The organism is Flavimaricola marinus, from assembly GCF_900184895.1.
Classification (GTDB): Bacteria; Pseudomonadota; Alphaproteobacteria; order Rhodobacterales; family Rhodobacteraceae; genus Flavimaricola; species Flavimaricola marinus.
The window spans coordinates 1-25,989 of the sequence record NZ_FXZK01000016.1 but is presented as its reverse complement, the minus strand read 5'-3'; the positions used below and the strand labels follow the sequence as shown (position 1 = coordinate 25,989).

Annotated in this window: 24 protein-coding genes and 1 pseudogene; 20 read left to right on the top strand and 5 right to left on the bottom strand. The window is 57.8% G+C overall.

Features of this window, described 5'->3' with window-relative positions; all coding sequences use genetic code 11:
* Positions 1-133: 133 nt before the first annotated feature.
* The 14 genes from LOM8899_RS20855 (at position 134) to LOM8899_RS20790 (ending at position 15,904) form a co-directional block, all read left to right on the top strand.
* Complete coding sequence (locus tag LOM8899_RS20855; RefSeq protein ID WP_093994186.1) at positions 134-1,141, top strand: ABC transporter substrate-binding protein; 1,008 nt, start codon at positions 134-136, stop codon at positions 1,139-1,141.
* Positions 1,142-1,197: 56 nt separating this feature from the next.
* On the top strand, positions 1,198-1,986 hold the full coding sequence (locus tag LOM8899_RS20850) for an ABC transporter ATP-binding protein (protein ID WP_093994214.1): 789 nt from the start codon (positions 1,198-1,200) through the stop codon (positions 1,984-1,986).
* Positions 1,986-2,744, top strand: a complete 759-nt coding sequence (locus LOM8899_RS20845) for an ABC transporter permease (RefSeq protein WP_093994185.1) — start codon at positions 1,986-1,988, stop codon at positions 2,742-2,744. The genes LOM8899_RS20850 and LOM8899_RS20845 overlap by 1 nt, the downstream gene beginning before the upstream one ends.
* Before the next feature lie 218 nt (positions 2,745-2,962).
* Positions 2,963-4,030 (top strand): LacI family DNA-binding transcriptional regulator, encoded by a 1,068-nt coding sequence (locus tag LOM8899_RS20840; RefSeq protein WP_245820671.1) that lies wholly within the window; start codon positions 2,963-2,965, stop codon positions 4,028-4,030.
* A 31-nt stretch (positions 4,031-4,061) separates the two neighbouring features.
* Entirely contained in the window at positions 4,062-5,414 is a 1,353-nt protein-coding gene (locus LOM8899_RS20835) for an ABC transporter substrate-binding protein (RefSeq protein WP_093994184.1), read from the top strand.
* A 104-nt stretch (positions 5,415-5,518) separates the two neighbouring features.
* The gene (locus tag LOM8899_RS20830; protein ID WP_093994183.1) at positions 5,519-6,763 is read left to right on the top strand and encodes a carbohydrate ABC transporter permease; all 1,245 of its coding nucleotides are present in this window, start codon (positions 5,519-5,521) and stop codon (positions 6,761-6,763) included.
* A complete protein-coding gene (locus LOM8899_RS20825) occupies positions 6,760-7,968 on the top strand; it encodes a carbohydrate ABC transporter permease (protein WP_093994182.1) in 1,209 nt (402 codons plus the stop codon). The genes LOM8899_RS20830 and LOM8899_RS20825 overlap by 4 nt, the downstream gene beginning before the upstream one ends.
* Positions 7,969-7,972: 4 nt before the next feature.
* A complete protein-coding gene (locus LOM8899_RS20820) occupies positions 7,973-9,232 on the top strand; it encodes an MGH1-like glycoside hydrolase domain-containing protein (protein ID WP_093994181.1) in 1,260 nt (419 codons plus the stop codon).
* Complete coding sequence (locus LOM8899_RS20815) at positions 9,232-10,257, top strand: ABC transporter ATP-binding protein (protein WP_093994180.1); 1,026 nt, start codon at positions 9,232-9,234, stop codon at positions 10,255-10,257. Before LOM8899_RS20820 ends, LOM8899_RS20815 begins: the two co-directional genes overlap by 1 nt.
* A gap of 179 nt (positions 10,258-10,436) precedes the next feature.
* Complete coding sequence (locus LOM8899_RS20810) at positions 10,437-11,528, top strand: HD domain-containing phosphohydrolase (RefSeq protein ID WP_245820669.1); 1,092 nt, start codon at positions 10,437-10,439, stop codon at positions 11,526-11,528.
* 7 nt (positions 11,529-11,535) lie between these two features.
* Positions 11,536-12,036, top strand: a complete 501-nt coding sequence (locus tag LOM8899_RS20805; RefSeq protein WP_245820667.1) for a putative pterin-binding protein — start codon at positions 11,536-11,538, stop codon at positions 12,034-12,036.
* Between the two features lie 84 nt (positions 12,037-12,120).
* Positions 12,121-14,217 carry a response regulator gene (locus LOM8899_RS20800; protein WP_093994178.1) on the top strand — a complete coding sequence of 699 codons (2,097 nt, stop codon included), beginning with the start codon at positions 12,121-12,123 and terminating at the stop codon, positions 14,215-14,217.
* Positions 14,218-14,367: 150 nt separating this feature from the next.
* Entirely contained in the window at positions 14,368-15,528 is a 1,161-nt protein-coding gene (locus LOM8899_RS20795) for an HWE histidine kinase domain-containing protein (protein WP_245820665.1), read from the top strand.
* Between the two features lie 4 nt (positions 15,529-15,532).
* A complete protein-coding gene (locus LOM8899_RS20790; protein WP_093994176.1) occupies positions 15,533-15,904 on the top strand; it encodes a response regulator in 372 nt (123 codons plus the stop codon).
* Between the two features lie 130 nt (positions 15,905-16,034).
* Here the strand turns inward: LOM8899_RS20790 and LOM8899_RS20785 are convergent, their stop codons facing one another.
* The 4 genes from LOM8899_RS20785 to LOM8899_RS20770 all read right to left on the bottom strand — a co-directional run bounded on the left by LOM8899_RS20785 (position 16,035) and on the right by LOM8899_RS20770 (position 20,004).
* Positions 16,035-17,315, bottom strand: coding sequence for a TRAP transporter large permease (locus LOM8899_RS20785; protein WP_093994175.1), 1,281 nt, complete (start codon positions 17,313-17,315; stop codon positions 16,035-16,037).
* A gap of 3 nt (positions 17,316-17,318) precedes the next feature.
* Entirely contained in the window at positions 17,319-17,933 is a 615-nt protein-coding gene (locus LOM8899_RS20780) for a TRAP transporter small permease (protein WP_245820663.1), read from the bottom strand.
* Between the two features lie 17 nt (positions 17,934-17,950).
* Positions 17,951-18,943 (bottom strand): TRAP transporter substrate-binding protein, encoded by a 993-nt coding sequence (locus tag LOM8899_RS20775; protein WP_093994174.1) that lies wholly within the window; start codon positions 18,941-18,943, stop codon positions 17,951-17,953.
* A 398-nt stretch (positions 18,944-19,341) separates the two neighbouring features.
* Positions 19,342-20,004 (bottom strand): GntR family transcriptional regulator, encoded by a 663-nt coding sequence (locus LOM8899_RS20770; protein ID WP_093994173.1) that lies wholly within the window; start codon positions 20,002-20,004, stop codon positions 19,342-19,344.
* 86 nt (positions 20,005-20,090) lie between these two features.
* Between LOM8899_RS20770 and LOM8899_RS20765 the strand changes: the two genes are divergently transcribed.
* The 6 genes from LOM8899_RS20765 (at position 20,091) to LOM8899_RS20740 (ending at position 25,783) form a co-directional block, all read left to right on the top strand.
* On the top strand, positions 20,091-21,272 hold the full coding sequence (locus LOM8899_RS20765) for a mandelate racemase/muconate lactonizing enzyme family protein (RefSeq protein ID WP_211096243.1): 1,182 nt from the start codon (positions 20,091-20,093) through the stop codon (positions 21,270-21,272).
* A 29-nt stretch (positions 21,273-21,301) separates the two neighbouring features.
* The gene (locus tag LOM8899_RS20760) at positions 21,302-22,522 is read left to right on the top strand and encodes an ABC transporter substrate-binding protein (protein WP_093994172.1); all 1,221 of its coding nucleotides are present in this window, start codon (positions 21,302-21,304) and stop codon (positions 22,520-22,522) included.
* Positions 22,523-22,637: 115 nt separating this feature from the next.
* Entirely contained in the window at positions 22,638-23,513 is an 876-nt protein-coding gene (locus tag LOM8899_RS20755; protein ID WP_093994171.1) for a carbohydrate ABC transporter permease, read from the top strand.
* A gap of 19 nt (positions 23,514-23,532) precedes the next feature.
* The gene (locus tag LOM8899_RS20750) at positions 23,533-24,366 is read left to right on the top strand and encodes a carbohydrate ABC transporter permease (RefSeq protein WP_093994170.1); all 834 of its coding nucleotides are present in this window, start codon (positions 23,533-23,535) and stop codon (positions 24,364-24,366) included.
* A 2-nt stretch (positions 24,367-24,368) separates the two neighbouring features.
* Entirely contained in the window at positions 24,369-25,457 is a 1,089-nt protein-coding gene (locus LOM8899_RS20745) for an ABC transporter ATP-binding protein (protein WP_093994210.1), read from the top strand.
* Positions 25,454-25,783, top strand: a complete 330-nt coding sequence (locus LOM8899_RS20740; protein ID WP_093994169.1) for an L-rhamnose mutarotase — start codon at positions 25,454-25,456, stop codon at positions 25,781-25,783. Before LOM8899_RS20745 ends, LOM8899_RS20740 begins: the two co-directional genes overlap by 4 nt.
* Before the next feature lie 29 nt (positions 25,784-25,812).
* Here the strand turns inward: LOM8899_RS20740 and LOM8899_RS20735 are convergent.
* Positions 25,813-25,989 (bottom strand): annotated as a pseudogene (locus LOM8899_RS20735) (transposase); the annotation flags it as partial.

The following is a 25,989-nucleotide window of genomic DNA, read 5'->3' as shown; positions in this document are numbered from 1 at the left end:
GCAATGCGAAGCGGTCGTTTTTTGGGCAATGGCGACTTGCGGTTCCCGAATTTCCACCGCCTGAAATGCTGTACATGTTCAATTCGCGGTCGGTTGCCTAGCGTTTCGGAGATACTTCTCTGGGGACCATCACATGATATTTCACACGACTATCGCGGCCATTACAGCGGCGCTGATCGCGGCGCCCGCCTTGGCTCAGACCGATCTTCCCTTCGCTCTGGATTGGAAATTCGAGGGTCCTGCTGCCCCCTATTTTCACGCGCTCGATGCGGGCTATTTCGCCGATGCCGGGTTGAACGTGACGATCAGCGAGGGCGCCGGATCGCTCGATGCAATCCCGAAGGTCGCCACGGGAGCATTTCCAATCGGTTTTGCCGATATCAACTCGCTGATGCGATTTCTCGATCAGAACCCGGATGCGCCCGTCACGGCCGTGATGATGATCTACGACAAGCCGCCATTCGCCGTCGTCGGGCGTGCCTCGCTCGGCATTGCGTCGCCGGCGGATCTGGAGGGCAAGATCCTCGGCGCGCCACCGCCGGACGGGGCTTGGGCGCAGTTTCCGATTTTTGCAGCCGAAACCGGGCTCGACGTGGCCTCCATTACGGTAGAACCCGTCGGCTTTCCGACCCGTGAGCCGATGTTGGCCGAGGGCCAAGTGGATGCGATCACGGGGTTCTCCTTTTCGTCGACCCTTAACCTGATCCGTCTCGGCGTTCCGGTCGAGGACATCACTGTCCTGCTCATGGCGGATCATGGTGTCGATCTCTATGGCAACGCGATCATCGTGAATACGGATTTCGCGGCCGAGAACGCCGAACTCATCACTGGATTCCTCAGCGCTGTTGCGATGGGCTGGAAGGATGCGATCGCATCCCCTGACGCCGCCATCGAAGCGTTGATGGCGCGCAACCCGGCAGCGGATGCTGCGCTCGAAACCGAGCGACTGCAAATGGCGATCGACGCGAACGTACTGACGGATTTCGTCGTCGAAAATGGCATCGGCTCTATTGACGCCGACCGCATGGCTAGTGCCATCGAGCAGACCAAATCCGTGTACGAGTTCCAGGCCGAGCCGGATGCGTCTCTCTATTTCGATCCGAGCTTTCTGCCTACAGATGGCAGCCTGATGCTCCAATAAATGGTCCGGGTCACCGCCAACTCTGGCGGTGGCTCGCCCCCTTCGAGGCTGGTGTGATCGAAAACCTCATTGAAATCAAAGGTGTCAAGCACGCCTATGCCACCGCCAGCGGGCCTTTGCCGGTGCTTGATGGCTTGGACGTTTCCGTTCCCGAGGGCAGTTTCGCCGCTGTCGTGGGGCCGTCGGGTTGCGGAAAGTCGACGCTCACTCGACTGGTCGCCGGGTTGATGAAGCCGGATGAGGGCGAGGTGTGGCTTCATGGTGAGCGGGTCAGAGGGCCGCGCAAGACCGTCGGCATGGCCTTTCAGAACCCCGTTCTTCTCGAATGGCGGACGATCATCGACAACGTTATCCTCCCGCTTGAGATCGTCGCCCCGCGCATGTCACGTGCGGACCGGATCGCGCGGGCCATGGAACTTCTCGAAATGGTCGGATTGACTGGGTTCGAGAACAAGCGCCCCTCCGAATTGTCCGGGGGTATGCGGCAGCGGGCGTCTCTGTGCCGCTCGCTGGTTCACAAGCCCGATGTCCTGATCATGGACGAGCCCTTCGGAGCACTGGACAATTTCACCCGAGAGGACCTGTGGCAGACGATGCGGGACTTGCGCCGTGCGGAGCCGTTCACGACCATTCTGATCACCCATGACCTGACGGAGAGTGTGTTTCTCGGTGACCAAGTCATCGTCTTGTCCGGCCGTCCCGCCCGGACGCAATATGTCATGCAGGTGGATTTGCCGGATGACCGGACGCTGGACGTGCTTTACACGCCCCCCGTTGCCGACATGCTCCATATCCTGCGCGACCAGATCAAGATCGCCCAGGGGCGCGACGTCGAGGTGCATTGATGCTAGGCAAGATCGTCGTACCCATCGTCGCCGTCTTGGTTTTTCTAGGGCTCTGGGAGGCTTTGGTCTGGGTCAACAATTGGCCAAACTACAAGATGGCGTCGCCCTCGGATCTGCCTCCGGCATTCTGGAAGTACAAAGAGTTGTTCCTCGTCATGGGGTGGCAAACTCTTTGGAGGACGGTGGTGGGGCTGTTCATCGCGGTTGTGGTCGGCACGGCGCTGGGCATGGTCATCGGGTTTTCGCGGATCGCCCGCGAGGCGCTCTACCCGCTTTTGATCGGCTTCAATGCGATTCCGAAGGCCACGCTCGTTCCGGTCATTTCGCTGATTTTCATAGGGCAACACGATTTCAACACGATCCTCATGGCCTTTACGATCTCATTCTTTCCGATCGCGGTTTCGGTGGGGATCGGCCTGTCGACGTTGGAGCCGGAATATCGCGATATTCTGCGCGCTCTTGGGGCGACGCGGTTCACCATCTTTCGCAAGATCGCGTTGCCCAAGACATTGCCGGAGTTCTTTGGGGCGCTCAAGGTTGCGGCCACATTGGCATTTATCGGGACCAATCTCGTCGAGATCGTGAGCCCACATGGTCGCGGCCTTGGTGCGCTGTTCAAATCCGGCGAAACCAACGGGGATTATCCTCTGATGTTTGCGGTTCTGATCGCGCTCGCATTTCTTGGCATCATTTTGTACTACGCCGTGGTTTTCCTCGAACGGATCTTTGCTGGATGGGCGGAGCGGGAGGCGACCTGAGCCCGGATTTCAAGGCGCCGGGACGTGCGTGGAACTGGTTCTCACCAGGTCCAGGTTAGAGGCGTTCGGATCATTCGAAGCTTATCCCTGATAACGCCAATGAGGCGTCAGGTCGGTGGATCGTCGTGATCGTCACGGGGTCCGCTGCTGCTTCAACGCATTTTTTTGTTGCGGAAACCGGTTTCGGAACGCAGGGTTGCCTCCGGAGGACTACCGAATTGGGCACTACTGAAGAAAAGCCGCGCGGCAGGGACGCAGGTGCCCGGGTCACGATTTCTGATGTTGCCGGCGCGCTTGGATTGACGAAATCCACGGTCTCGCGCGCCATGAACAGCTATCCCGATATCTCCGAGGCGACCCGCCTGCGGGTGCGTCGCATGGCCGAAAAGATGAACTATCATCCGCTGAGCCATGCCCAAGCGATCAAGACCGGGCGCACTCGATCCTTGGGGCTCGTCCTGCAATTCTCGGACCACGACTCGCATCGTCCGTTCCTTGCGGAGTTTCTGGCGGGCCTGTCCGCCGGAGCAAGCGCCGAGCATTGGACCCTGACGGTCGCGGCCGCCGATAGTGATGCGTCGATGATCGAGACCTTCCGCGAAATGTTGCGTGACGGAAAGGCGGACGGATTCGTCTTGCCGCGCGCGATGACGGAGGATCCGCGGGTTAAGTTCCTATCGAGTGCAGCAGTGCCTTTCGTCCTCTATGGGCGACACGCGACGGCCAAGGGCGCCGCTTGGTATGATATTCTGGGCGAGCAGGCGATGCAGGACGCCGTCGCTCATCTTGCCAAACTGGGTCATCGTCGGATCGGTTTCATCAATGGAGGGGCGCAATATTGCTATGCCCCTCTGCGTTTGGCGGGATTCCGAGAGGGTATGCGGGACGCCGGTTTGCCGGTCGACGAGGATCTGATCGAGAGCAATGCCGTCACGCTTGCGGATGGCGAGCGGGCCGGAGATCGCCTTCTGACGCGCCCAAACCCACCGACTGCAATCGTCTGTGCCGTCGATTTCGCGGCACTTGGTGTGTATCGCGCCGCTGCCGGAAGGGGATTGGTCATTGGTCGGGATCTGTCTGTCATCGGATATGACGGCATCCCCGAAGGCGCCTATGCCATGCCGCCGCTGACTACCTTTACCGTTGATAATCGGGCCGCTGGCGAACGGTTGGCAAAGCTTCTGATCCGCCGGGTTCGCGGGGAGGATCCAGAGCTGCTGAGAGAAACCACGACTGCCACCTTCGTTGAGCGCGGATCAACCGCGCCTTTTCGTGGCTCAATCTAGACTATTCGAAAATCTCATTGGGAGGACTATCATGACACTGAAATACAAAGCATTATTGCGTGCCGGAACGGCGGCTGCGGTATGCCTGTCGGCACTGGCGGCTCAGGCAGAGGAACTGCGGTTCTGGACCACGGAAGAGCAGCCGGAGCGTCTGGCTCGTCAGGAAGAGATGGCAGCGGCCTTTGCGGAAAGCACAGGGCACACCGTTCAGGTCATTCCCGTGTCGGAGAACGATCTTGGCACGCGAGCAACGGCTGCTTTCGCGGCTGGGGATCTGCCGGATGTCATTTATCATACGCTGCAATACGCGGCACCTTGGGCCGAGGCTGGTATCCTCGATAGCGATGCTGCAACAGATGTAATCGAGGAGCTCGGCGCCGATACCTTCGCCCCCGGTGCGCTGAACATGGCGGCAATGGACGGCGGATATGTCTCCGTCCCGGTAGATGGCTGGACCCAGATGATCGTCTACCGCGCCGACCTGTTCGAAGCCGCTGGCTTGGAGCCGCCAAATACATATGCCAACGTGCTTGCCGCTGTCGACGCCCTTCATAACCCTCCGGAAATGTATGGATTTGTCGCTGCGACCAAGATCGACGAGAACTTCATGAGCCAGGTTCTGGAACATATTTTCCTTGCCAACGGCGTGTCGCCTGTCGGCCCTGACGGCGTGATCCCGCTGGACGAGGCCGCAACCATCGAGGTCCTGGAATTCTACAAGGCAATTGCGGAGGCCTCTCCTCCGGGCGATCTGTATTGGGACCAGTCGCGCAGCCTCTATTTCAGCGGCAATGCTGCGATGATTATCTGGTCGCCGTTCATCCTCGATGAATTGGCCGGCTTGCGCGATAGCGCTCCACCGACGATCAACGATGATCCGACGTCGACGGATCTGGCGGCGGCAACCGGTATCGTCACCAACTTCGCAGGCCCGTCGAACCCCGATGGTGCAGCATGGGGCGACGTCCGTTACTTTGGCATCACCTCTGATGCGTCGACGGACGCTGCGATGGAGTTCGTGGCGTATTCCATGAACGAGGGTTACGGAGCGACCCTTGCCATTGCGCCGGAGGGCAAGTTCCCCGTGCGTCGCGGTACGGCCGAAAACCCAACCGAGTTTGCCGATCTCTGGGCAACGCTCGATGTGGGTGTCGATCGTCGTGCACCGTTGGGCGATCTATACGACGCTGCCATGATCGAAGAGATCGTGGCTGGCTTGGATGTCGCCCAGCGTTGGGGCGTGGACGAAGGGCAGCTCTCCGCCGCCTCGGCCATAATCAACAGCCAAGTGATCAACCGTCTGGTCCGTGAGTATATCGACGGTGAGAGGGATGCCGCTGCGACCGTTGCTGCGCTAAACGACGCGATTGCCGCCGTCGAGTAACCTCAAAGGAGGCGGGGCGCTCATTGGTGAGTGCCCCGCAACCGCCATGCCTGCTGGCCATGTTACTTGCCTAGCACTCCACAGAGAACGGAGCTGATCACACAATGGCTGACGCAGTCCCTCCTTCGGGCACAGGGCCCTTGGCCAAGCGCGAGGCCCGGCTGGCATGGGGCCTTTTGGCGCCGACGATCACGGCCGTGGCCCTTGTGGTCATTCTTCCGCTTCTGGCGATTTTCTGGATATCGGTCAAACCCGTCAAGCTCGCGGATCTGCGCGCCCCGGAGGTGGTCTTGCGCGAGGATTTGCGTGGGGGGCCGGAGGTCGCCGGCGACGAGGCAACCATCCGATACAGGTTGCGGAATTCGTCACAGGACCAGCCCATTCTGGCGGTGTCGTTTTCAGATGTGATCCCGATTGGTTTGGTGGTCCAGTCCGTCGACGAGCGTTGCACATTGGATGGCCGTAATCTGACATGCGCCTTTGGTGATTGGGAGCCGGGCTATCGGGAGACGCTGACCTTCCCGGTTCTTGTCGAGCAGTCCTATCTGGATAGCGGTCAGTCGCCTCAGGATAGCGAGGCGACTATCGAGGGTCGATCGTCGAATGTGCTGACCAACGACAGCTTCACCCTTGAAAACTTCGCGCGTATTTTCAACGGCGAAGAATTTTTCGAAGTCCTTTGGGTGACCTTGTTTTATACCGTCTTCGGCACGATCGGAGCTCTTCTGGTCGGCTTGTTTGCCGCCCTGCTGCTGAACAAGTCATTCCGGGGGCAAGGTATTCTCCGTGGCCTTTACCTCTTTCCTTATGTCGCCCCGGTGATCGCCGTCGCCTTTGCTTGGTTGATCCTCTTCGATCCGTTTTCAGGTTCGGCCAATGCGTTGCTCATTCAGATGGGGGTGACGCAGCAAGCGATCAATTTCTTTGGAGACCGACCGCTGGCGCTGATCATGGTCACGGTCTTTGAAATCTGGCGCTACTTCCCACTGTCCTTTCTTTTCATCCTGGCCCGTATGCAGAGTATCGACACCGACATGTATGAGGCGGCTGATATGGATGGTGCCAGTCCATTTCAGCAGTTCTGGTATCTGAGCGTGCCGCAGCTGCTTGGCATCCTGAGTGTTCTGTTCCTGCTGCGGTTCATTTGGACCTTCAACAAATTCGACGACATCTTCCTTTTGACCGGCGGCAATGCCGGCACGCGCACGCTGACGGTCAATGTCTATGAGCAGGCGTTCGCCATCTCGAATATCGGGGCCGGAGCCGCTGTGGCCGTGGTGATTTTTGGCTGTCTGCTCGTGTTTTCGCTGTTTTTCCTCAAGTTCATCAGCCGGGAGGAAGGCCTATGATCCGCCGTGGCAACGTGACTGGTCCGGTTCTTGGTGCGCTGTGGATGATTGTCCTTTCCGTGACCGTGGCTGTGGCCATGTCATTCGCGACGGGGCAGGCGTTTCGGCCGAGCATCGCCCTGTCGATTGTCTGGGGCGCGATTGCCGGCGGTGCCTTGGTGACTGTTGGCCGTGGTCGCAGCGTCCGTCTTGGCATTCTCGCCGCACTCGTGATCGGGGGGGCGCTGGGCTTTGGTCCGGTTCTGGTCGGACCGGAAACGAGTCTTGCGTCACGACTGTTCGGCTCTGCCATGCTTGCCGTGAGCTTTGCATCGTCGCTGCCCTCCATCCTGGAAGAGGTCAAGCCGGGCATCTTGAACAGGCATGAGTTTGAAGGTGCGGTGATCCGGTTCCTGACCGGATTTGGATACATCTTCTTCACCGCAATCGTGATGATCCCGTTTTACGTCATGGTGATGACCAGCCTGAAGAACCAGTCCGAGCTGATCCAGAATCCACTGGATTTCTCGATCGACCTGTCAAAAGGAGCGGAGTTGTTCAGATCTTACGATGAGCTGTTCACTCAGTTCAATTTCGGCACGTATCTCTTCAACTCCTTTTTCATATCGGTGCTGACCGTCTTCATCACATTGGCTTTCGCCATTCCCGGAGCCTATGCCGTGGCGCGGCTGAGATTCACGGGTCGAGCGGCATTCTCCCGGTCGATCTTGCTGATCTACATGGTCCCGATGATCGTGCTTGCCCTGCCGATCTATATCGCCTTCTCGATGACCGGGCTGCGCAATTCGTTCTGGGGCATCGTGATGATCTATCCGGTAACCACGATCCCGGTCGCGCTCTATATGCTGCAAGGCTATTTCCGCGGATTGCCGTCCGAGGTTGAAGAGGCCGGGCTGATGGACGGGCTGTCGCGATTGGCGGTGATCTGGAAGATCACGCTGCCACTGTCCTTGCCGGCGCTCGCATCGGTCTCGCTGTATGTCTTCATGATTGCGTGGAATGAATTCCTGTTGGCCTTCATGCTTTTGGACGATCCATCCAAGTTCACGTTGACCCGCGGCATTGCCTCGCTGAACTCCTCCGAAATTCCGCGGCAGCATCTGATGGCGGGATCGGTGGTGGCGACTGTTCCCATCATGGCCCTGTTTCTGGGCCTCGAAAAGTTCATGACCAAAGGTCTGACCGCAGGTTCGGTCAAAGGATAGTGCAATGACATCACTCGACGAACAGGCCCGCGCCATTCTGAGAAAAAACGATCGGGGCGGCTATACGGTGCCGACGGACGGCCTTTATCCATACCAGTGGAATTGGGACAGCGCCTTTGCTGCATGGGGCTTTGCGACGTTCGACCCGCCAAGGGCATGGGCCGAACTCGAAACGCTCATGGCATCTCAATGGGACGACGGAATGGTCCCGCACATCATCTTTCACAAGGTCGACCCTGGCTACTTTCCGGGGCCGGACGTGTGGGCAACGCACCGATCGCCACCCACGTCGGGCATTTCTCAGCCCCCTGTCGCTGCGACTTTGGCACGATTGATCTGGGAGATGGACACCGAAGGCGGACACTCTCACATGGCGGCGCTCTTCCCGAAGCTGCTCCGCTGGCACCGCTGGTGGCATGAGACACGCTGCACGTATGGTCCCGCTGCCATAACGCATCCTTGGGAAAGTGGGCGCGACAATTGCCCCGACTGGGATATCGGGATGGAAGGAGTCGATGGCTCTCGCGCAGGCGACTACACCCGCCGCGATACCGGGCATGTCGACCCGTCGATGCGCCCCCGGAAAGCGGAGTATGATCGCTACATTGCTATAGTCCAGTTCGGCGTCGAGGTGGGTTGGGATCAGGCCCGCATTGTGGCCGAGGGCCCGTTCCTGATGGCGGATCCGGGCATCACGTTCATCCTGTTGCGCGCCCATGAAGACCTTGCAGCGATTGGCCGCGCATTGAACGAGGATGTCACCGAAATCGAAGCTTGGGCCGCGCAACTGCGTTCGGCCTTGCCAACGATTTGGAACCCGGCCCTGGGCGCATATGATGCAAAGAACCTGCGCACTGGGGAATTTGCCAATGTGCTCGGATCGGGTGCGTTTCTGGCCTATCTGGCCGATGCCTCCAACCCCGAGTTGGAAGCGCATCTCATGCGGGTCTGGGACGCAGTGACCTACGGGATACCGTCAGCGGACCCGGAGGCCGAGGTTTTTGATCCACGCCGATATTGGCGCGGCCCAACCTGGCCGGTGGTAAACGCCTTGATGGCCATCGGCTTCCGGGATGCTGGCCGACATGACCTTGATGCGCGGCTCCGCCGTGAAACCGTCGAACTCATCCAGAAAAACGGTTTTGCCGAGTATTTTGATCCGAATGACGCAACGCCATGTGGCGGGGCCAATTTCACCTGGACCGCTGCTATTTGGCTGACGTGGGCAGGGCTTGGGCTGGAAAAAGCGAAAGGGGCTGCGTGATGTCGTCAATCGAGCTGAAAGCCGTCGAGAAATGGTTTGGCAATATTCAGGTGATCAAAGGTGTTGATCTCGCCATCGAAGAGGGCGAGTTCGTTATCTTTGTCGGCCCTTCGGGCTGCGGCAAATCCACATTGCTCAGGATGATCGCGGGTTTGGAAGAGACCTCACGCGGTCAGATCATGATCGGCGATCGCGACGCCACGGCAGAGCCTCCGAGCAAACGCGGGCTGGCGATGGTGTTCCAGTCCTATGCGCTCTATCCCCATATGTCGGTGCGGGACAACGTCGGGTTTCCGCTAAAATCGGCTGGGATGACCAAGGATGTCATAGACGCCAAGGTCGGCGAGGCGGCGCGTGTCTTGAAGCTCGAGTCCTATCTCGACCGCCGCCCCAAGGATCTGTCCGGCGGTCAACGTCAGCGTGTCGCCATTGGGCGATCCATCGTGCGCGACCCGACTGCGTTTCTGTTTGATGAACCGCTGTCGAACCTCGATGCGGCACTTCGGGTCGAGATGCGCTACGAGATCGCCAAACTCCATCAGACGCTGAAATCCACGATGATCTATGTGACACATGATCAGGTCGAGGCCATGACTCTGGCGGACAGAATCGTCGTTTTGGAGTTTGGCAAGATCGCGCAGGTGGGCAGTCCGCGCGAGCTCTATGAGCGGCCAGCAAACCTGTTTGTTGCGCAGTTCATCGGTTCTCCTCGAATGAACGTCATGCCGGCAGGCGGGGCCCCCAAAGCAGAACCGCCGCCAGTCGCGCAGTCTTTGGGCATACGGCCTGAGCACATCGAGTTGGTTGAAGCCGGTCAGGGCCATATCGATGGCACCGTCGATGTTCTGGAATACCTCGGCGCCGACACATTCATAATCATGGCGTGCGGCAACGCCGGCCAAGTCACTGTTCGGGTGAGTGGGGACACGGATTGGCGTCCGGGCATGTCCGCTGGTCTACGCTTCGACGCGAGACACCTTCACTTCTTCGACAAGGATGGCCTGGCCGTCTCGGCTTCCGGCTAGGCACACCGGTTTATCGCAGGTGTGCACCTTGGGCGATAGATCGGCAGTCGCGAATTGGCCTTGGGTAAAGAAAGCCGGGCCAATTCCAATCCTGTCAAATCCAATGGGATAAATCCAAATACCATTCATCCGTATTTAACCGACGCCCCCTAGTTTCTTCACGATGATGCAAGCGGGACTTGCCATTTCTTGATGAGACTGTGGCGAGGAAAGCCGTGCGGATTTGTGTTGTAGACGACGAACTGATTAGCCTGAACATCATCCGAGCCGTTCTCGCTCGAGTGGACAGCTACGACGTCGAGAGTTTTTCGAGTCCCCTCAAGGCGCTAGCGCGCTGCAAGGAGGCTACCTTCGATCTGGTATTGATCGATTATCGCATGATCGAAATGAACGGGATCGAGTGCGTTTCAAAACTGCGCTGTTTGGCCGAATACGAACATGTCCCAATCATCATGCTGACCGCGGATAATGAACGGGAATTGCGGCTTGCTGCCGTGCGCGCCGGCGCGACCGACTTTGTCAACAAGCCCTTCGATCCAGAAGAGCTCCGCGTTCGTGTTCGCAATCTCTTGTCCCTTCGAGAGGCGCAGGTCGCGCTTTTGGATCGAGCAAAACACCTCGACTATGAGGTGAAATACATCACGCGGAAACTGGCCGAACGGGAAGAAGAGTTGATATGGCGCCTGTCACGAGCCATCGATACGAGGGATGGATCGACCGGTCAACACATCTCACGCGTTGCGATACTCGCGCAGATCATAGCCAGAAATCTTGGCATGAGTCCGGATTACTGTCGGACAATCTATCTCGCTACGCCACTACATGACACCGGCAAGATCGGCATCAGCGATGCGGTGTTGAACAAGGCGGGCCGATTGACCGAACAGGAAATGGCAGAGATCCGGAGGCACACCGAGATCGGCGCCAATATCCTTCAGGACGGGGAAAGCGACCTGTTGAAAATGGCGCATGAGATTGCGCTCTTTCATCACGAGAAGTGGGATGGCTCCGGCTATGGCCATGGATTGTCTGGCGAGGAGATTCCACTGTCCGGCCGGATCGTCGCGGTTGCCGACGTTTTTGATGCGCTTTGCTCGGAGCGCATCTACAAACCGGCTTGGCCATTTGAGGAAGCACGCGCCGAGATTGCGAGGCAATCCGGCAAGCACTTCGATCCGAAATGCGTCGCCGCATTTGATGCCGGGATCGCCGAGATCCGCAAGGCCTATTCCCAAGACGCAAAATCCTTCGAGACGTCGGTCCAAAACTGAGGAGATAATGATGATACGAATTTTTGCTGCAGTGTTCGCTCTGTTCGGACAGATTGCCTGTGCTGATGGCCTGCCAGCACCCGAAGGTCCTGTCATTTTGACCGTCACGGGCGATATCACCCGCACGAACGGCGACGGTATTGCAGAGTTCGACCGAGAAATGCTCGACAATCTGGCGCAACGAGCGACGACGGCAACGACGCCGTGGCTCGAAGGCCCCCACACTTTCAGCGGACCGATGGGCACGGCCATACTCGATGCCGTTGGTGCGCAAGGTGAGACCATTCAAGTCGTCGCGCTCAACGATTATTCTGCCGATGTGCCGGTTCAGGACTTGAGGGACTTCGACGTCATTTTCGCAACCGCCATTGACGGAGAGATCCTGACCGTTCGTGACAAGGGGCCATTGTTCCTGATCTATCCGTTCGACGAGAACCCCGATCTATTCAATGAGGTATACTTCGGTCGGTCCGTCTGGCAAATCACACAGATCAACGTCCAGAATTAGGTGCGAAGATCACTCTCAAATCGGCTCACGACCCGCGCAATCGGGCGTGTCACCACGATCTTGATCGGGTTGGGGGTGGTTCTCATGGGAGCCACCGTTTACCTTTTCTTCAGCCTTCAGGATCGACAGAAGGCGATGGCCGAAAGCGTCCGGGAGGATGCAATGTGGGCTGTGTTCCAAACCCACCGTGAGGCATCTCGGATGGTCGAGGCGATCCTTCTGGCGCAACCTTCGCCATCAGAAGCGTCGCTCGCCAAGGTCAGTCTGAACTTCGATCTCGTGTATAGCCGCATTACACTTCTGGAGGCGGGGATATTCGATGCGTCTTTCAAAGGCTCGGAGGAGTTGCAGTCCCAGGCCGATGCGTTAAAGGCGACGCTTCTTGAGATGGCGCAAACCATGGACGCGCTGGTTGCGGATAGATCGGCATTTGCCGACGCTTTGCCTGACTTGTTGGACTTCGCGCGCGAAATCCAGTCCATGAGCAATACTCTGGTTATTCTGACCAATGAGCGCCTGGGTGTCGCCCGTGCATCTGACCGCGCGAGCAAGATAGTGAATTATGGCTATCTGGCTGTCGTGGTCGCAATCACCGGGGCGGTGTTTGTCTTGATCATGGCGCTTCAGTTTGCGCAGCTGAAGATCATTTCACATACCCAAAGCCGACTGAAAGACCTCTCGGCGCGTAACGCCAAGAGCGCAAAGGCAGCACTTGCCGCCAGCGAAGCAAAGTCTCTTTTTCTGGCAACGATGAGCCACGAGATCCGAACGCCGCTGAACGGGATTATTGGCGCCGTCGACCTGTTGATCGACAGTGACCTCACCCCCGAACAGGCGAGCCGAACCCTCACGATCCGCCGGTCCGGCAATATGCTCTTGGATGTCATCAACGACATTCTGGATTTTTCGAATTTGGATGCCAACGGGGTGACTTTCCAGAACGCACCACTGTCGCTGCCTGAATTCGCAGAAGTCTTGACGGATGTCTTTCAGCAACGAGTAACTGATGCCAAGCTGGATTTCAGGATTGATGTACCGCCATTGATCGTGGCGACCGACGATGTACGGCTGCGTCAAGTCATGATGAACCTCGTGGGCAATGCTATCAAGTTTACGGCGTCAGGCTTCATCGAGGTGCGGGCCGAAGTCCGAGAGGAAACCATTCTGCGGATTGAGGTTGCGGACAGCGGGATCGGCATTCCGAAAGAACTACAGCACAAATTGTTTCTGAATTTCAGTCAGATAGACGGTTCGGCATCGCGCAGTTTCGGAGGGACTGGTCTGGGACTTGCCATTTCGAAGCGGATCGTCACCGGGTTGGGCGGGCGCATCGGCGTCGAAAGCATGGCGGGGCAGGGAAGCACGTTCTGGCTTGAGCTTCCGGTTGATGTGATCGGAGAAGCACCAAAGCCGCAGTGCGGCTTGTCTCAGGTGAAGCCACAGCAGTCCGATCGCTACGATACGAGAATTCTTCTGGTCGAGGACAACCCGATCAATCGCGACGTTGCCAAAGCTCTTCTGGAGCGCTTTGGCGCAGTCGTGAGCACGGCTCAGAACGGACAGGAGGCGCTTGATCTGTTGGCCGCGGAGCATTTCGATTTGATTATTATGGATTTGCGGATGCCTGTCATGGATGGGATGGCGGCGACTGCCAAACTGCGAGAGCGGGGCGACGCGACGACGATCGTCGGTCTGACGGCGAATGCATTCGAAGAAGACCGACAACGCTGTCTGGACGTCGGCATGAATGGTTTCGTCGCAAAGCCGGTGACACGAGACAAGATCGCGACCATTCTCGCGGAGTATGCACTGCCTGCTCAAGGAGATGCACCAACGAGCCTGTTGGATGAAGATCAGTTGGCCCCCGTGCTTGAAGATTTGGGGCCTGAACTTTTCGTCGATCTACTTCGACAGCTGGAAAGTGATGTCGAGGCGCTGTTGGCAAAATTCGAGATCGAAGACGTCGGTGACAACCAGATGGCCCTCGATGATGCACTTCATACTTTGAAGGGCGCTGCGTCGACGCTGGGATTGAGGCGCGTTGGCGCGGAGGCACAATCCATGCGCACGTCCGATAGCAGGGAGCCTGAGCGTTTCGAGAAGTTCGCAGAGCTGGTCCGGGTCAGCGTGTCCGCGGCGACAGACGTCATAATGAGTGGACGACCGGGTGCGGCGAGCTGAAGGCAACTGATCTCCCTTCAGGAAGCACATCGACAGTCGCGGTTTCCGTTTCGCGACCGTCAATGACGGGCTGGTCTCGCTCACCACTTACCCTGTCGCCAAGTCATTTGACGTGCGCTCGCCGTCAACTTGGTGAGCGATTTCTGCATCTTGTATTGGACAACTCAAATCCTTGGCCTAACTGTAGCAAGCCGCAGGGTGATCCACGTAGGAATGATAATGTCGTTGAAGCCCACTGATGAGATGGCGAACGAGTTGCTGCGTATGCAGGAAGAGTTGGCCACCGGAAATTCCGGGTCGAAAGCGTCCTCCGCAAATGCGCGAAAAGCATCGCAAAGGCTGAGCTTTCTTGAAGCAATGATGGAAACTGTGCCGGTTGGCGTCGTGCTCGCCGACGCGGACGGTCAGATAATTTACGGAAACAGTCATGTCGAAAGGATGGTTCGCCATCCGATCCTGCATTCAGGCGACGTCGAATCCTATGGTGAGTGGGTTTCTTTCCACGAGGATGGGCGACCGGTTCAAAGCCACGAATATCCATTGTCGAGAGTGATCCGTGACAACGAGGAGCACGCCGAAATCGATGTGCATTACCAACGAGGTGATGGAACGAGGTTCTGGCTGCGCATCATCGGTGAGCCTGTAAGGAATGCCGAGGGCGAACGCATTGGGGCGACCGTCGCCTTGATCGATATCGACGAGGAACGCCGCCTGCGCGAGGCGCAGAATATTCTGATTGCCGAACTGAACCACCGGGTCAAGAATGCGTTCAGCGTCGTGAAGTCGATTGTCAGCCAATCCCTTCGCAAACTCAGCAGTCAAAAAGGCTTGCGCGAGACGATCGACCAAAGGCTCAATGCCTATGCGACGGCCCATTCAAAACTGGTTGGGACCAGTTGGGATCGGGCCGCCATTGGCGAGGTTGCGGCCGATGTGCTCGGCCCCATCGGTGGCGGCAGAATTGAGATGTCCGGCCCCGATGTCGAAATGCTGTCCCGTCAAGCGCTCTCGTTCTCCATGGCCTTCTACGAGCTTGCCACGAATGCGGTCAAATATGGCGCCTTGTCCGTCCCCGAAGGCCGCGTCAATTTGTCATGGGAACTTAACCAAGGCGACGGGGGTTCGTCTTTGGAAATCCATTGGATCGAGACGGGCGGCCCGACCCCTGACGAACCTACGGAAAAGGGCTTCGGAAGCTTTATCACCGGTCGCGCTCTGGAGATGGAAACGGGCGGAAAAGTCGAGACGGCCTACACGCCTGACGGATACGTATGGCACCTGAAAATGCCGCAGAACATGGAAGAACAATAAGTCTATGACTGATACGCCGAAGAATATTTTCATCGTGGAAGACGAGGTCGTAGTGGCCTTTGAGATGACTGATATCCTGGAGGATATCGGCTTCACGGTGGTGGGTCCGAGCATTCATCTGGAAGATGCCAAAGAGAAGGCGCGCGACGGTGATATCGATATTGCGTTTCTCGATGTGAACTTGGGTCGCAACAAGACGTCCAAACCGGTGGCCGACATCCTTCGTGAACGTGGCATCCCATTCGTCTACATCACGGCTTACGACCCGGAACAGATCAGCTTTCTAGGGCCGGACGATCGCGTAGTGAAAAAGCCGGTGAGCAGCCAGAAGCTGATCGAGACCCTTCGTCGTGTCTATCCGAATTTGGAAACCTGAGCACTGATTGGCGATGCCGGTCGGACCCTAACCATTAGTCACCCATTTGGTTGTCGCGCAATTGGTGTCATGGAACAAGCCCGTCGCTGATTTGCATTTCAGCGACGGGCTTGTTTTTGCGGGATTGGTATTAGCCCAGTAGGGAAGGTAGCCACAGGGATACGGCTGGCACATATGTTACCAAGATCAGAGCGGCCAGAATGGCCAGATAAAACGGCCAGATCGATTTCAAAGCTTCCTCGATCTTGATCCGTCCCACAGCACAGCCAACGAAGAGACATGTTCCGACAGGCGGTGTGCAAAGCCCCAGACCGAGGTTCACCAGCATCATGATGCCGAATTGTGTCGGGTCCATCCCCAAACCTGTTGCGATGGGCAGGAAGATGGGCGTGCAGATCAGGATGAGTGCAGCCATATCCATGATCATGCCCAGTAGGAGCAGGATGACGTTGATCATCAGGAGTATGACGATCGGATTGTCCGAGATCGAGACCAGCAGTCCGCTAAGCTTGGTCGGCACCTGATACAAAGCTAGAAGATAGGCGAATGAGGAGGCGAAGGCGATCAGGATCATGACCATCGCCGTCGTCCGAACAGCGCCCGTCACGGCCAGAACGAAGGACTCCCAACTCAGTGAGCGATAGTAGAATTTGGTGAGTAGCAATGCGTAGAGCGCACCAAACGCACCGGACTCAGTGACGGTGAACACGCCCGACAACGTGCCGCCCACAATGATCACGGCAGTGATGAACCCAGGGATGGCGTCGGCGGCGGAACGACCTACTTCGCGCCAGCCTGGAAATGGTTCCGCTGGATATTTGTGCTTGATGGACAGGATATAGGCAGCGACGGCCAAGCTGAGACACATGAGTATGCCCGGGATGACACCGGCAAGGAAAAGCTTTGAGATCGAAATGCCCCCACCTGCCGCAACTGCAAAGATGATCATGTTATGGCTTGGAGGTATGACGATACCGGCAATGGACGAGGTGACCGTCACGTTGACCGCGAAATCCGGTCGATAGCCCCGTTCCTTCATCACTGGGATCAACAAGGATCCGAGGGCCGAGATGTCTGCCACCGCGGAACCCGATATTCCACCGAACAACATCGATGAGAAGATATTGACCATAGCCAACCCGCCTTTGAGGTGGCCTACGAGCGCTGCGGCGAGCTTGACGAGTCTCGCGGCGATACCGCCGTGAAGCATGATCTCGCCCGCGAATACGAAGAAGGGGATGGCCAGCAACGAGAAGACCGACACTCCGGCGGTTGCGCGCTGGAATGTGATAAGCATCGGGAAGCCCTCGAACCAGAAGGCCGAGGCAGCGGCGATCCCCATCGCGAACGCCACCGGCATGCCGACCACCACGAGGAGGCCGAACACGAGCAAAAGGATCATCAGTCCCATATATCAGATTTCCAACTCTTGAGTGACTGGTTGCCAGTCAGAGAAAGTGAGGATCCTCAAGACGCCGCGTGCTCCGGCAAAGAGAGTCACGAGCGCCCCGCAGGATGTGATCGCAAGGGTACGGAAGCTTTCGGGTATGTCGAGCATGGGCAGAAGTGTGTCCCAGCCGAATTGCATGAGGGTAATGCCCGCGATCAACATCACGATGCCAAACGCCGCGAGCGCGAAATCCGTCGCGATGAGCAGGACCTTTTGAATCACGAAAGGCATCATGTCTCGGAACAGGCTCACGCCGAGGTGAGTGTCTTCCTTGATACCGGCGGCCGCTCCCAGGAAGGCCACATAGCAAATCAGCAGTAGTGCGAGTTGTTCGACCCAGGTCGGCGTGGCGTTCAGAACATACCGGCCGAAAACCAACCATCCAAACGTGGCAATAAGGACCACCAATGCCACGGCGGCGACAAAGATGCAGGCGGCGCGAATGAGATCGAGCGCGGCCTCCAGTTTCTCGAATCTCGAAGATTGCCCCACGATCCGGGTCTCCTCATTATCGGCGTTGCGTCTGCAAAGTAGCGAAGAACCGAAATCGTTGTCCCGCCTGTGGATCAGGCGGGACAACTCTTTTTGGTGCCGCGTTATTCGGCGTTGCGGATCATGTTTACCAGATCTGCCAGGTCGGGGTTGTCGGCAAGGAACTGATCGTAGACGGGGGCCATGGCCTCTTGGAAAGGAGCCTTGTCTTCGATGGTGTTGACAATCGTGCCGCCGGCCTGAACGATTTCCATGCTCGCAGCCTCGCGTGCCTGCCAGAGTTCACGCTGCAAGAGCGCACTGGCGTGACCGGCTTCCTTCAGGATCGTCTGCTGCTCGGGTGTCAGCGTTTCCCAGGTCTTGAGGCTCATGCACAAGCATTCCGGGATGATGAGGTGCTCGGTCAGTGAGTAATACTGAGCGACTTCGAAGTGACTGGTCGACTCGTAGGATGGCGGGTTGTTTTCCGCGCCATCGACAACGCCGGTCTTGATGGATTGGTAAACCTCTGCAAAGGCCATGGGCGTTGCGTTGCCGTCCATTGCCTCGACCATACCAACAAAGAGATCGTTGCTCATCACGCGGACCTTGAGGCCCTCAACGTCGGCAGGCGTGTTGATCGGGCGCACCGAGTTGTAGAACGAGCGCGCACCGGCGTCATACCATCCCAGAGGCACGATCCCTTTCTCGATCATGCCCGCGCCGATCGCTTCACCCACTTCGCCGTCCATCAGCTCGTACATCTGCGGAATGGAGCTGAAGATAAACGGAAGCGATACCACGTTCGTCTCGGGGATGGATTGCCCCATCGGGCCGAGGCTGAATTCGCCGAAGTCGATGACGCCGAGGCGGATCTGTTCGATCGCATCGGGCTGACTGCCGAGAACGCCGTTGTGATAGATCTGCCCGGTGATTTCGCCGCCGGTACGTTCGGTCACTTCCTCCATGAACGATTCCATAGCGATGGAAACAGGGTAGTCTTCGACGTGGATATTCCAGCCGCGTAGTTCGACAGCCGAAGCCGTGCTGGCCGCGAGAACCAGCGAGCCGCCGATCGCAGCGCATGCAAAGGTCTTGCGAATGCTCGTGTGTAACATCTTTCGATCCCTCCCGATCGTTAAACGGGTCCGGCGCTTGCCTTATGCAGCTTCCACCAAACCAAATTTGATGGCTCCTCATCTTGAGATGCCACGAAATCAACCTCGAAAGGTCAATTGGTATACTAGTATCTCGCGCTACGATATCTGTCAAACCCTGTTGGATTCTGACTCGCCATTCTTGCCAAGCACGGAACTGTTCGGCTCAATAGCGCCCGTCGAGGTTGGTGGCATTGGCCGATTATCCGAACGTTTCGGCTCGCAGCGGAATGTGCCAATGGAGCGGACGCCGCGACAGCCGGTTTGCCTGCGAGGTCGCAAGGGCGGACAAGGCAAGTTCTGATCGCGTGTTCAGATCCGAATCGAGCGCAGGTTTCGGTAAAAGATCCTTGGCGCCGTTAGTCGAGCCCCAGATTCCGATGCATTGCGTTGCTGAGGTGCTGCGCAATAGCCGCCTCTGCTGCGTCGGGATCACGTGCCAAGCAGGCGTCGATCACCGCAATATGTTCGGTCAGGGACTTCAGGGCGGCGCGCGGGAAGACGGCGCCCTTGTCCTTGACGATCCGCGCCATGAGTTGCAGGCGTCGGTAGCTCGCATCGACAAGCTCGTTGCCAAGAGATGCGACGACCGGGGTGTGAAAAGACTCTTCTATAGTCGAGAGCTCTGTTGCTACGTTGGCATTCGTTTCTGAGGTTGAGATCGCCTCACAGCTTTCCTTGTGGAGCGCCAACAGCCTTCGGAGTTGTGCCTCCGGGGCCGAGATTGCAAATGTTCGGGTGGCCGCTTTTTCGATAATGAGACGAAACTGAAAGGTTGATCGGACCAGTTCCGCAGAAGGCCGTATCACCTCGATCCCCGAGCGTGGATGCACGATGACGATGCCATCTGCTTCCAGCACCTTGAGTGCATCTCTGACCGGCCCAACGGGCACTCCTGTGAGGTTGACGAGGTCCGTTTGGCTAACGCGGGCGCCCATGGGCACCTTTGAGTCAAAGAGCGCCTGCAAGATGCGCTCATACGCTAGATCGGATAGCAGAGGAGTGGAGTCGCGCAGCTTCATGCCACTTTGTAATTCACCACTTGCTATAAAGCAATAGATGTGCTGCAGTAACTGATATATCAGATTTTAGATTTGACAGGATCAGAATGGGCGCGCAACGTAAATCCAGCACCTCGCGGGGATTGACTATAACGGACTGGCGTCTGACCCGATTTCAGGTCCGCCGGGATCGCGTGATTGGTGATAGTCAGGTTGCATTCGACGCGTTTCACGCAGTCGCTCTGGAGTTGACGGACGGCAGCGGGCGCACCGGACTGGGCTTTGCTCATACGATGTGGGATCCGATGCCGCCGCTGGCTGTCATGGAGGCGACATTTGCGGCCCATGTCTGGCCAGGCCTCGATGGAATGGTTCCAGCGGCGCTGGTTCATCGGATCGAGCGTCCTCGCGGCGGAGCCCAGCGGGACGCGACTTACGGATTTGGTGAAGCAATGCAGATTGCACTGTGGGATCTGGCGGCGCAGCAAGCCGGTTTGCCGCTTTCGGAATACCTTGGCGGATCAAAGCGGAGTGCCCCGGTATACGCGAGTGGGCTCGATTTTCACTTGTCCGACGCGGAATTCACGTCGTTCTTCGCGAGGGCATCGTCGCTCGGCTTCTCGGCATTCAAGATCAAGCTCGGCCATGCCGAAGCGGCATGGGATCTGAATCGGCTGGACTTGCTTAGGGACGTGGTCGGGCCGGACGCGACGGTTATGGTCGACGCCAACGAAGGGTGGTCGCCCAAGGATGCGAGTCATCGACTCGAGTTGTTTCGCAAAGCGGGGCACGACATCTATTGGGTCGAGGACCCGATCCTTCGGACGGATATCGAGGGTCTGAAAGCGCTCTCTGCCGCGCACCCTTGGACGTTGATCAATTCAGGCGAGTACCTCGACGTCTCGGGAAGGGCGCGTCTACTCATGGCCCGTGCCACCGACATCATCAATGTGCACGGCCGGATCTCGGAAGTCATGCACATAGGATGGTTGGCGGCGGAGTTGGGCATTCCCGTCGCCTTGGGCAACACGACGCTGGAGACCGGCGTGCACGCAGCTTGCGCGTTGCCGGAGGTGCCGTGGCTCGAATATTCGTTTCAAAACTATGACTTCCTGGTCGACGAGCCGTTCGGGATTCAGGAGGGCAGAATCCACGTGCCGGACCGACCGGGGCTGGGTCTGACCCTTAGCGAAACGGCAAGGCGCGACTGGGCCGCGCCTGAGGTGCTGTCCTCGGAGGAGATGCGAAGAGCACCTGATTGCAGAATGTTCCAGAAACTCAGCGCCTAGCGGCGGATCACATCAAGGGGAGGAACCCGATGAAACTCAAACTAGCTTTGTTGGCGTCGACAATCGTGACAGGCTCTGCCGCAATGGCGCAGGAACTGACGGTCTGGGACTGGAAATACTCGGACCCGGTTACGGCGGCCTATTATGACAGCGCCCGAGAGGCATTCGAGCAAATGCATCCCGGCGTCACAGTGAACTTCGTCGCGCAGCCGCACGATCAATACTATACCTTGCTTGGGACAGCCCTCGCATCAGGGGAGGGGCCGGACGTCGTATTGCTGCATGGCGGTTCACAGACAACATCTCGTGGAGCCGACCTGGCTGACCTGTCAGGCATGAGCGAGGGCTTCTCCGGCGTTGATGCCTTCTCCGCAGATGGGGCGACATACGCATTGCCGCTCACGATTCAGGGGTTCGTGGTCTATTATAACCGGGCGCTCTATGAGCAGGCTGGATTGGACCCGGATGCGCCGCCCGCCAATTGGGAGGCGTTGACCTCTGTTTGCGATGCTATCATCGCTGAAGGCAGCGTTCCCTGCTTTGCGATGGGCAATAAGGAAGGGTTTGGCGGCGAGTTTCACGTGACCCTCGCGACGGCCAATTCCTTTACGGCTGACGACTATACGGCCTGGGCTGCGGGCGAAATGCCTTGGACGGACCCAAAGGCACGCGCGATTGTCGATCTCTGGGTGCAGATGAACGAGGGCGGCTGGTTCTCGCGGGGCGCCAACTCGACCGCCAAGTTCATGGACGAATACGAGATGTTCATGCGAGGGGAGGCCGCGCATACTGTCGGATTGCTTTCGGATGTCGCTCACTGGAAGCAGTTCGACGACTTCCTTATGCCTGAGAACCTCGGTGCGTTTGCGTTCCCGACACCTGGAGCCGACCACGCAGCTTTGCCGTTCGCAGGCGGCATCGGATGGGCCGTGACCGCGCAGAGCGACGAGCAGGACCTTGCCAAAGATCTCGTTCAGATCTTGACGGATGGGGATCGGGAAGCGATCTTCGCAGTCGACACCGGCGCGCTGCCGGCCAGCAATGCCGTCGATACCTCCACCCTCTCTTCGCCGACCTTGTCGGTTATCCTCACGCTGATGCAAGAGCATCCGGCGGGGATGTCTCATGCGATCATGAACCAGGCTGTGCTGGAGGAATGGAAGCGGCAGAGTCAGGTTCTTCTCAATGGCGACATCACCGCAGATGAAGCCATCGAGGCCATGGAGCTTGCGCGACAGAGCAACATGTAGCCACGTTGATCAGGCCCCTCTGCGATGCACCAGCGCGCGGAGGGGTCTTAGAAGCCGCTGTGCTTTCGGAAACTATTCCCGGAGGCGCCGAGGCAACAGGGTCAAGGGGGTCAGGATGTCGGCACAAAGGCGAAAAGCAATTGGATCAAAAGCGGAACGGCGTTTCGCCGCACTGTTCCTTTTACCGTCGCTCCTCTTATTGCTGATCTTCCGGATCATTCCGCTGTTTTGGGGATTCACCCTGTCGTTCAGTGAGAACGGTGAGTGGATAGGAGCAGACAACTATGTCCGCGCCGTTGGCGATACCAATTTCAGGGACTCCATCGTCAATACCCTTTTGTTGCTGGCAACACTGCCGATCTGGGTCATGCTTCCGATGCTTTTGGCTATTTTGATCCATCAAGGTGTTCCCGGCGGAAAGCTTTACCGCGCCGTCTATTTTCTTCCCGCGGTTCTTTCTTCGGTGATCGTTGGTGCGATCTTCAACATCGTCCTGCGGTATGACGGGTCGTTGAATGCTGCACTGAAGGTCATCGGCATCGATGCCGTCGACTGGCTGGGCTCGTCTAGCACCGCGCTCGGCTCGCTCATTGCGGTGCAGCTTTGGTCGACCTTCGGCATGTCGGTCCTGATTTTTCTGTCAGGGCTCTCGACGGTGCCCGATGATATAGTCGAGGCTGCCCGAATTGACGGAGCGCGATTCTGGCAGCGGCTCTTCCTGATCGTCATCCCTTCGCTGCGGCCCATCATCGAATTCGTCGCGGTTGTTACGACCATTGGTGTTCTGACCTCGATGTTTGGCCTGATCTATGTGCTGACTGGCGGTGGCCCCGGAACATCAACCACCTTGCCGGAATTCTTGATATGGCTGGAGCAGGGGCGATTGAACCGGCCGGGCTATGCAGCGGCAATCTCGATGTTCCTGTTCAGTATGATGGCCGGCGTTGCCTACTTGCAAATCCGTATAATGAGCCGAAATGCAAATGTTTAGCGCGGGGAGTGCCTAAGCCATGGCCACGGTGGGAAGACGCGAGCGAAAGATACTCTGGGCGGCCTCGGTCCCGATGGCACTGCTGGCCCTATCGTGTATCTATCCGCTCTGGTTTGCGATCAATAATGCCCTGAAGGACAACCGGGGATACATTCTGGACCGGTTTGGATGGGTCAATGATCCGACCTTCGAAAACTTCGTCACGGCGTGGGGCCGGGCTCGCTTCTCAGAATATTTTCTAAATTCGGTAGTCGTAACCGGTGGGGCCGTCGCGGTTCTGCTGATCACGGCATCGCTTGCCGGGTTTGCGCTCGCCGTGCTGCGCTTTCCCTATCGACGACTGGTCTTCATCGTGATCCTAGCCAGTATGATGATCCCTGTGCAGGTCGTGCTCGTACCCTTCTACAAGACCATCATCGGCCTGGGACTGCTTAACACACGTATCGGGTTGATCCTGTCTTACACGGCCTTCTTCCTACCGTTCAGCGTCTACCTCATGGCGGCATTCTACGCGGCACTTCCGCGAGAACTTACCGAAGCGGCGCGTGTGGATGGGGCGAGGTTTTGGCAGGTCTGGTGGTTTGTCATGCTGCCGCTTGGCACCCCGGCGCTGATCACGTTGGGGATCCTGAACACATTGTATTGTTGGAACGATGTTCTGATTTCCCTTCTGGTCCTCCAGCGCGAACGGACATTGATGGTCGGGATCACCGCGCTGAGGGGCGAGTATTCCACGAACGTGCCGCTCCTGGCTGCCGGGATCGTTCTGGCTGCGGCGCCTATTGTTCTGATTTACCTTGTTTTTCAGCGCCGTATTGTGGCCGGAATTGCCGCCGGCGCCGTGAAAGGATGAATATGTCTGCCTCAATTCAGCCGAAATCGGCCGACCCTGAACTAACGCTGATCTCGGTCACGAAGAGCTTTGGTGGGCATGACGTGATCCGGGGGATTGATCTGACGATCGAGAAGGGCGAGTTGGTCGTTTTCGTCGGTCCATCCGGTTGTGGAAAGTCGACGCTTCTGCGGATGATTGCCGGACTGGAGAACGTCACGTCGGGCGAGGTCACGATCGCAGGCAAGACCGTGACCGACGAAGAGCCGTATGACCGCGGCATCGCCATGGTTTTCCAGTCTTACGCGCTTTATCCGCATATGACAGTGGCCGAGAACATGGGCTTCGCGCTTCGGCTGCAACGCATTCCGAAGGAGGAGCGGAGGAAGGCTGTCGAGAAAGCGGCGCGCATCCTGCAAATCGAACCGCTCCTCGATCGCAAGCCCGCACAATTGTCCGGGGGGCAGCGCCAGCGTGTTGCGATCGGTCGGGCAATCGTACGCGAGCCGCGGGTCTTTTTATTCGACGAACCGCTTTCCAATCTCGATGCTGAGTTGAGGGTGCAGACCCGGATAGAAATTGCCCGTTTGCATCAATCTCTCGGCGCGACGATGATCTACGTGACCCATGACCAGACCGAGGCCATGACGCTCGCGGACCGGATCGTTGTTCTTCGCGCCGGCAAGGTCGAGCAGGTGGGGCGGCCAACAGACCTTTACGACGATCCCGACAACACGTTCGTGGCCGGCTTTATTGGAAGCCCCCGGATGAATGTTCTGCCCGGACAAGTCATCGCCGAAGATCGCGTGAAACTTGCTGGGGTCGAAATCGCGATGTCGGGACTGAGCGAAAAACTGGCTCCCGGTGAAGACATCCAGATTGGCATTCGCCCGGAACACTTTATGGAGGGCACAGGGCCCCGAGTGGACTTGACCATCGAGGTGGTCGAACAGCTGGGGTCGACCGCATTCATACATGGGAGCTTGGGGCAGGGTTTGCCTGTCGTCGTGGAGGCTCGATCTGCGCGGCCGGCAGTGGGAGATACCGTCTCGGTGACATTCGATGCCGACAAGACTTGCCTGTTCAGGTCGACCGGAGAGCGTATTCGATGAAGCGATTTGGGGCAATAATCGGCCTCACGGACGAGACGCGGGATCGCTATATTGAGCTGCATCGAGAGAGCTGGCCGGGCGTTTCGGCGGCACTAGGGCGCGCAAACATCCGCAACTACTCTATCTTCCTGCGGGAACCTGAAAATCTTCTGTTCGGATACTTTGAATATGTCGGCGACGACTTCGCGGCGGATCAAGCGAAGTTGGCAGAAGATCCGATCACCAGCGAGTGGCAGCGAATTGTGGCCCCACTGCAGCGCCCACTCACACCTCGCAAAGACGGAGAGTGGTGGGCCGAGATGCCCGAGATATTTCATCTGGACTGAACATATCTAGGGCTCAGGCTCATTGATCTTCAAAGCCAGAACATGACGGTTTCCGCGAGTGCGACGGCGGACAGGAAGGTCTTGGCGCATCTGTCATAGCAGGTTGCGACTCTGCGCCAGTCTTTTAGGCGACCGAACATGATCTCGATGCAGTTGCGGTGGCGATAGCGCCGTTTTGTCGTAGCGAACAGCTTTGCGGCGTGACT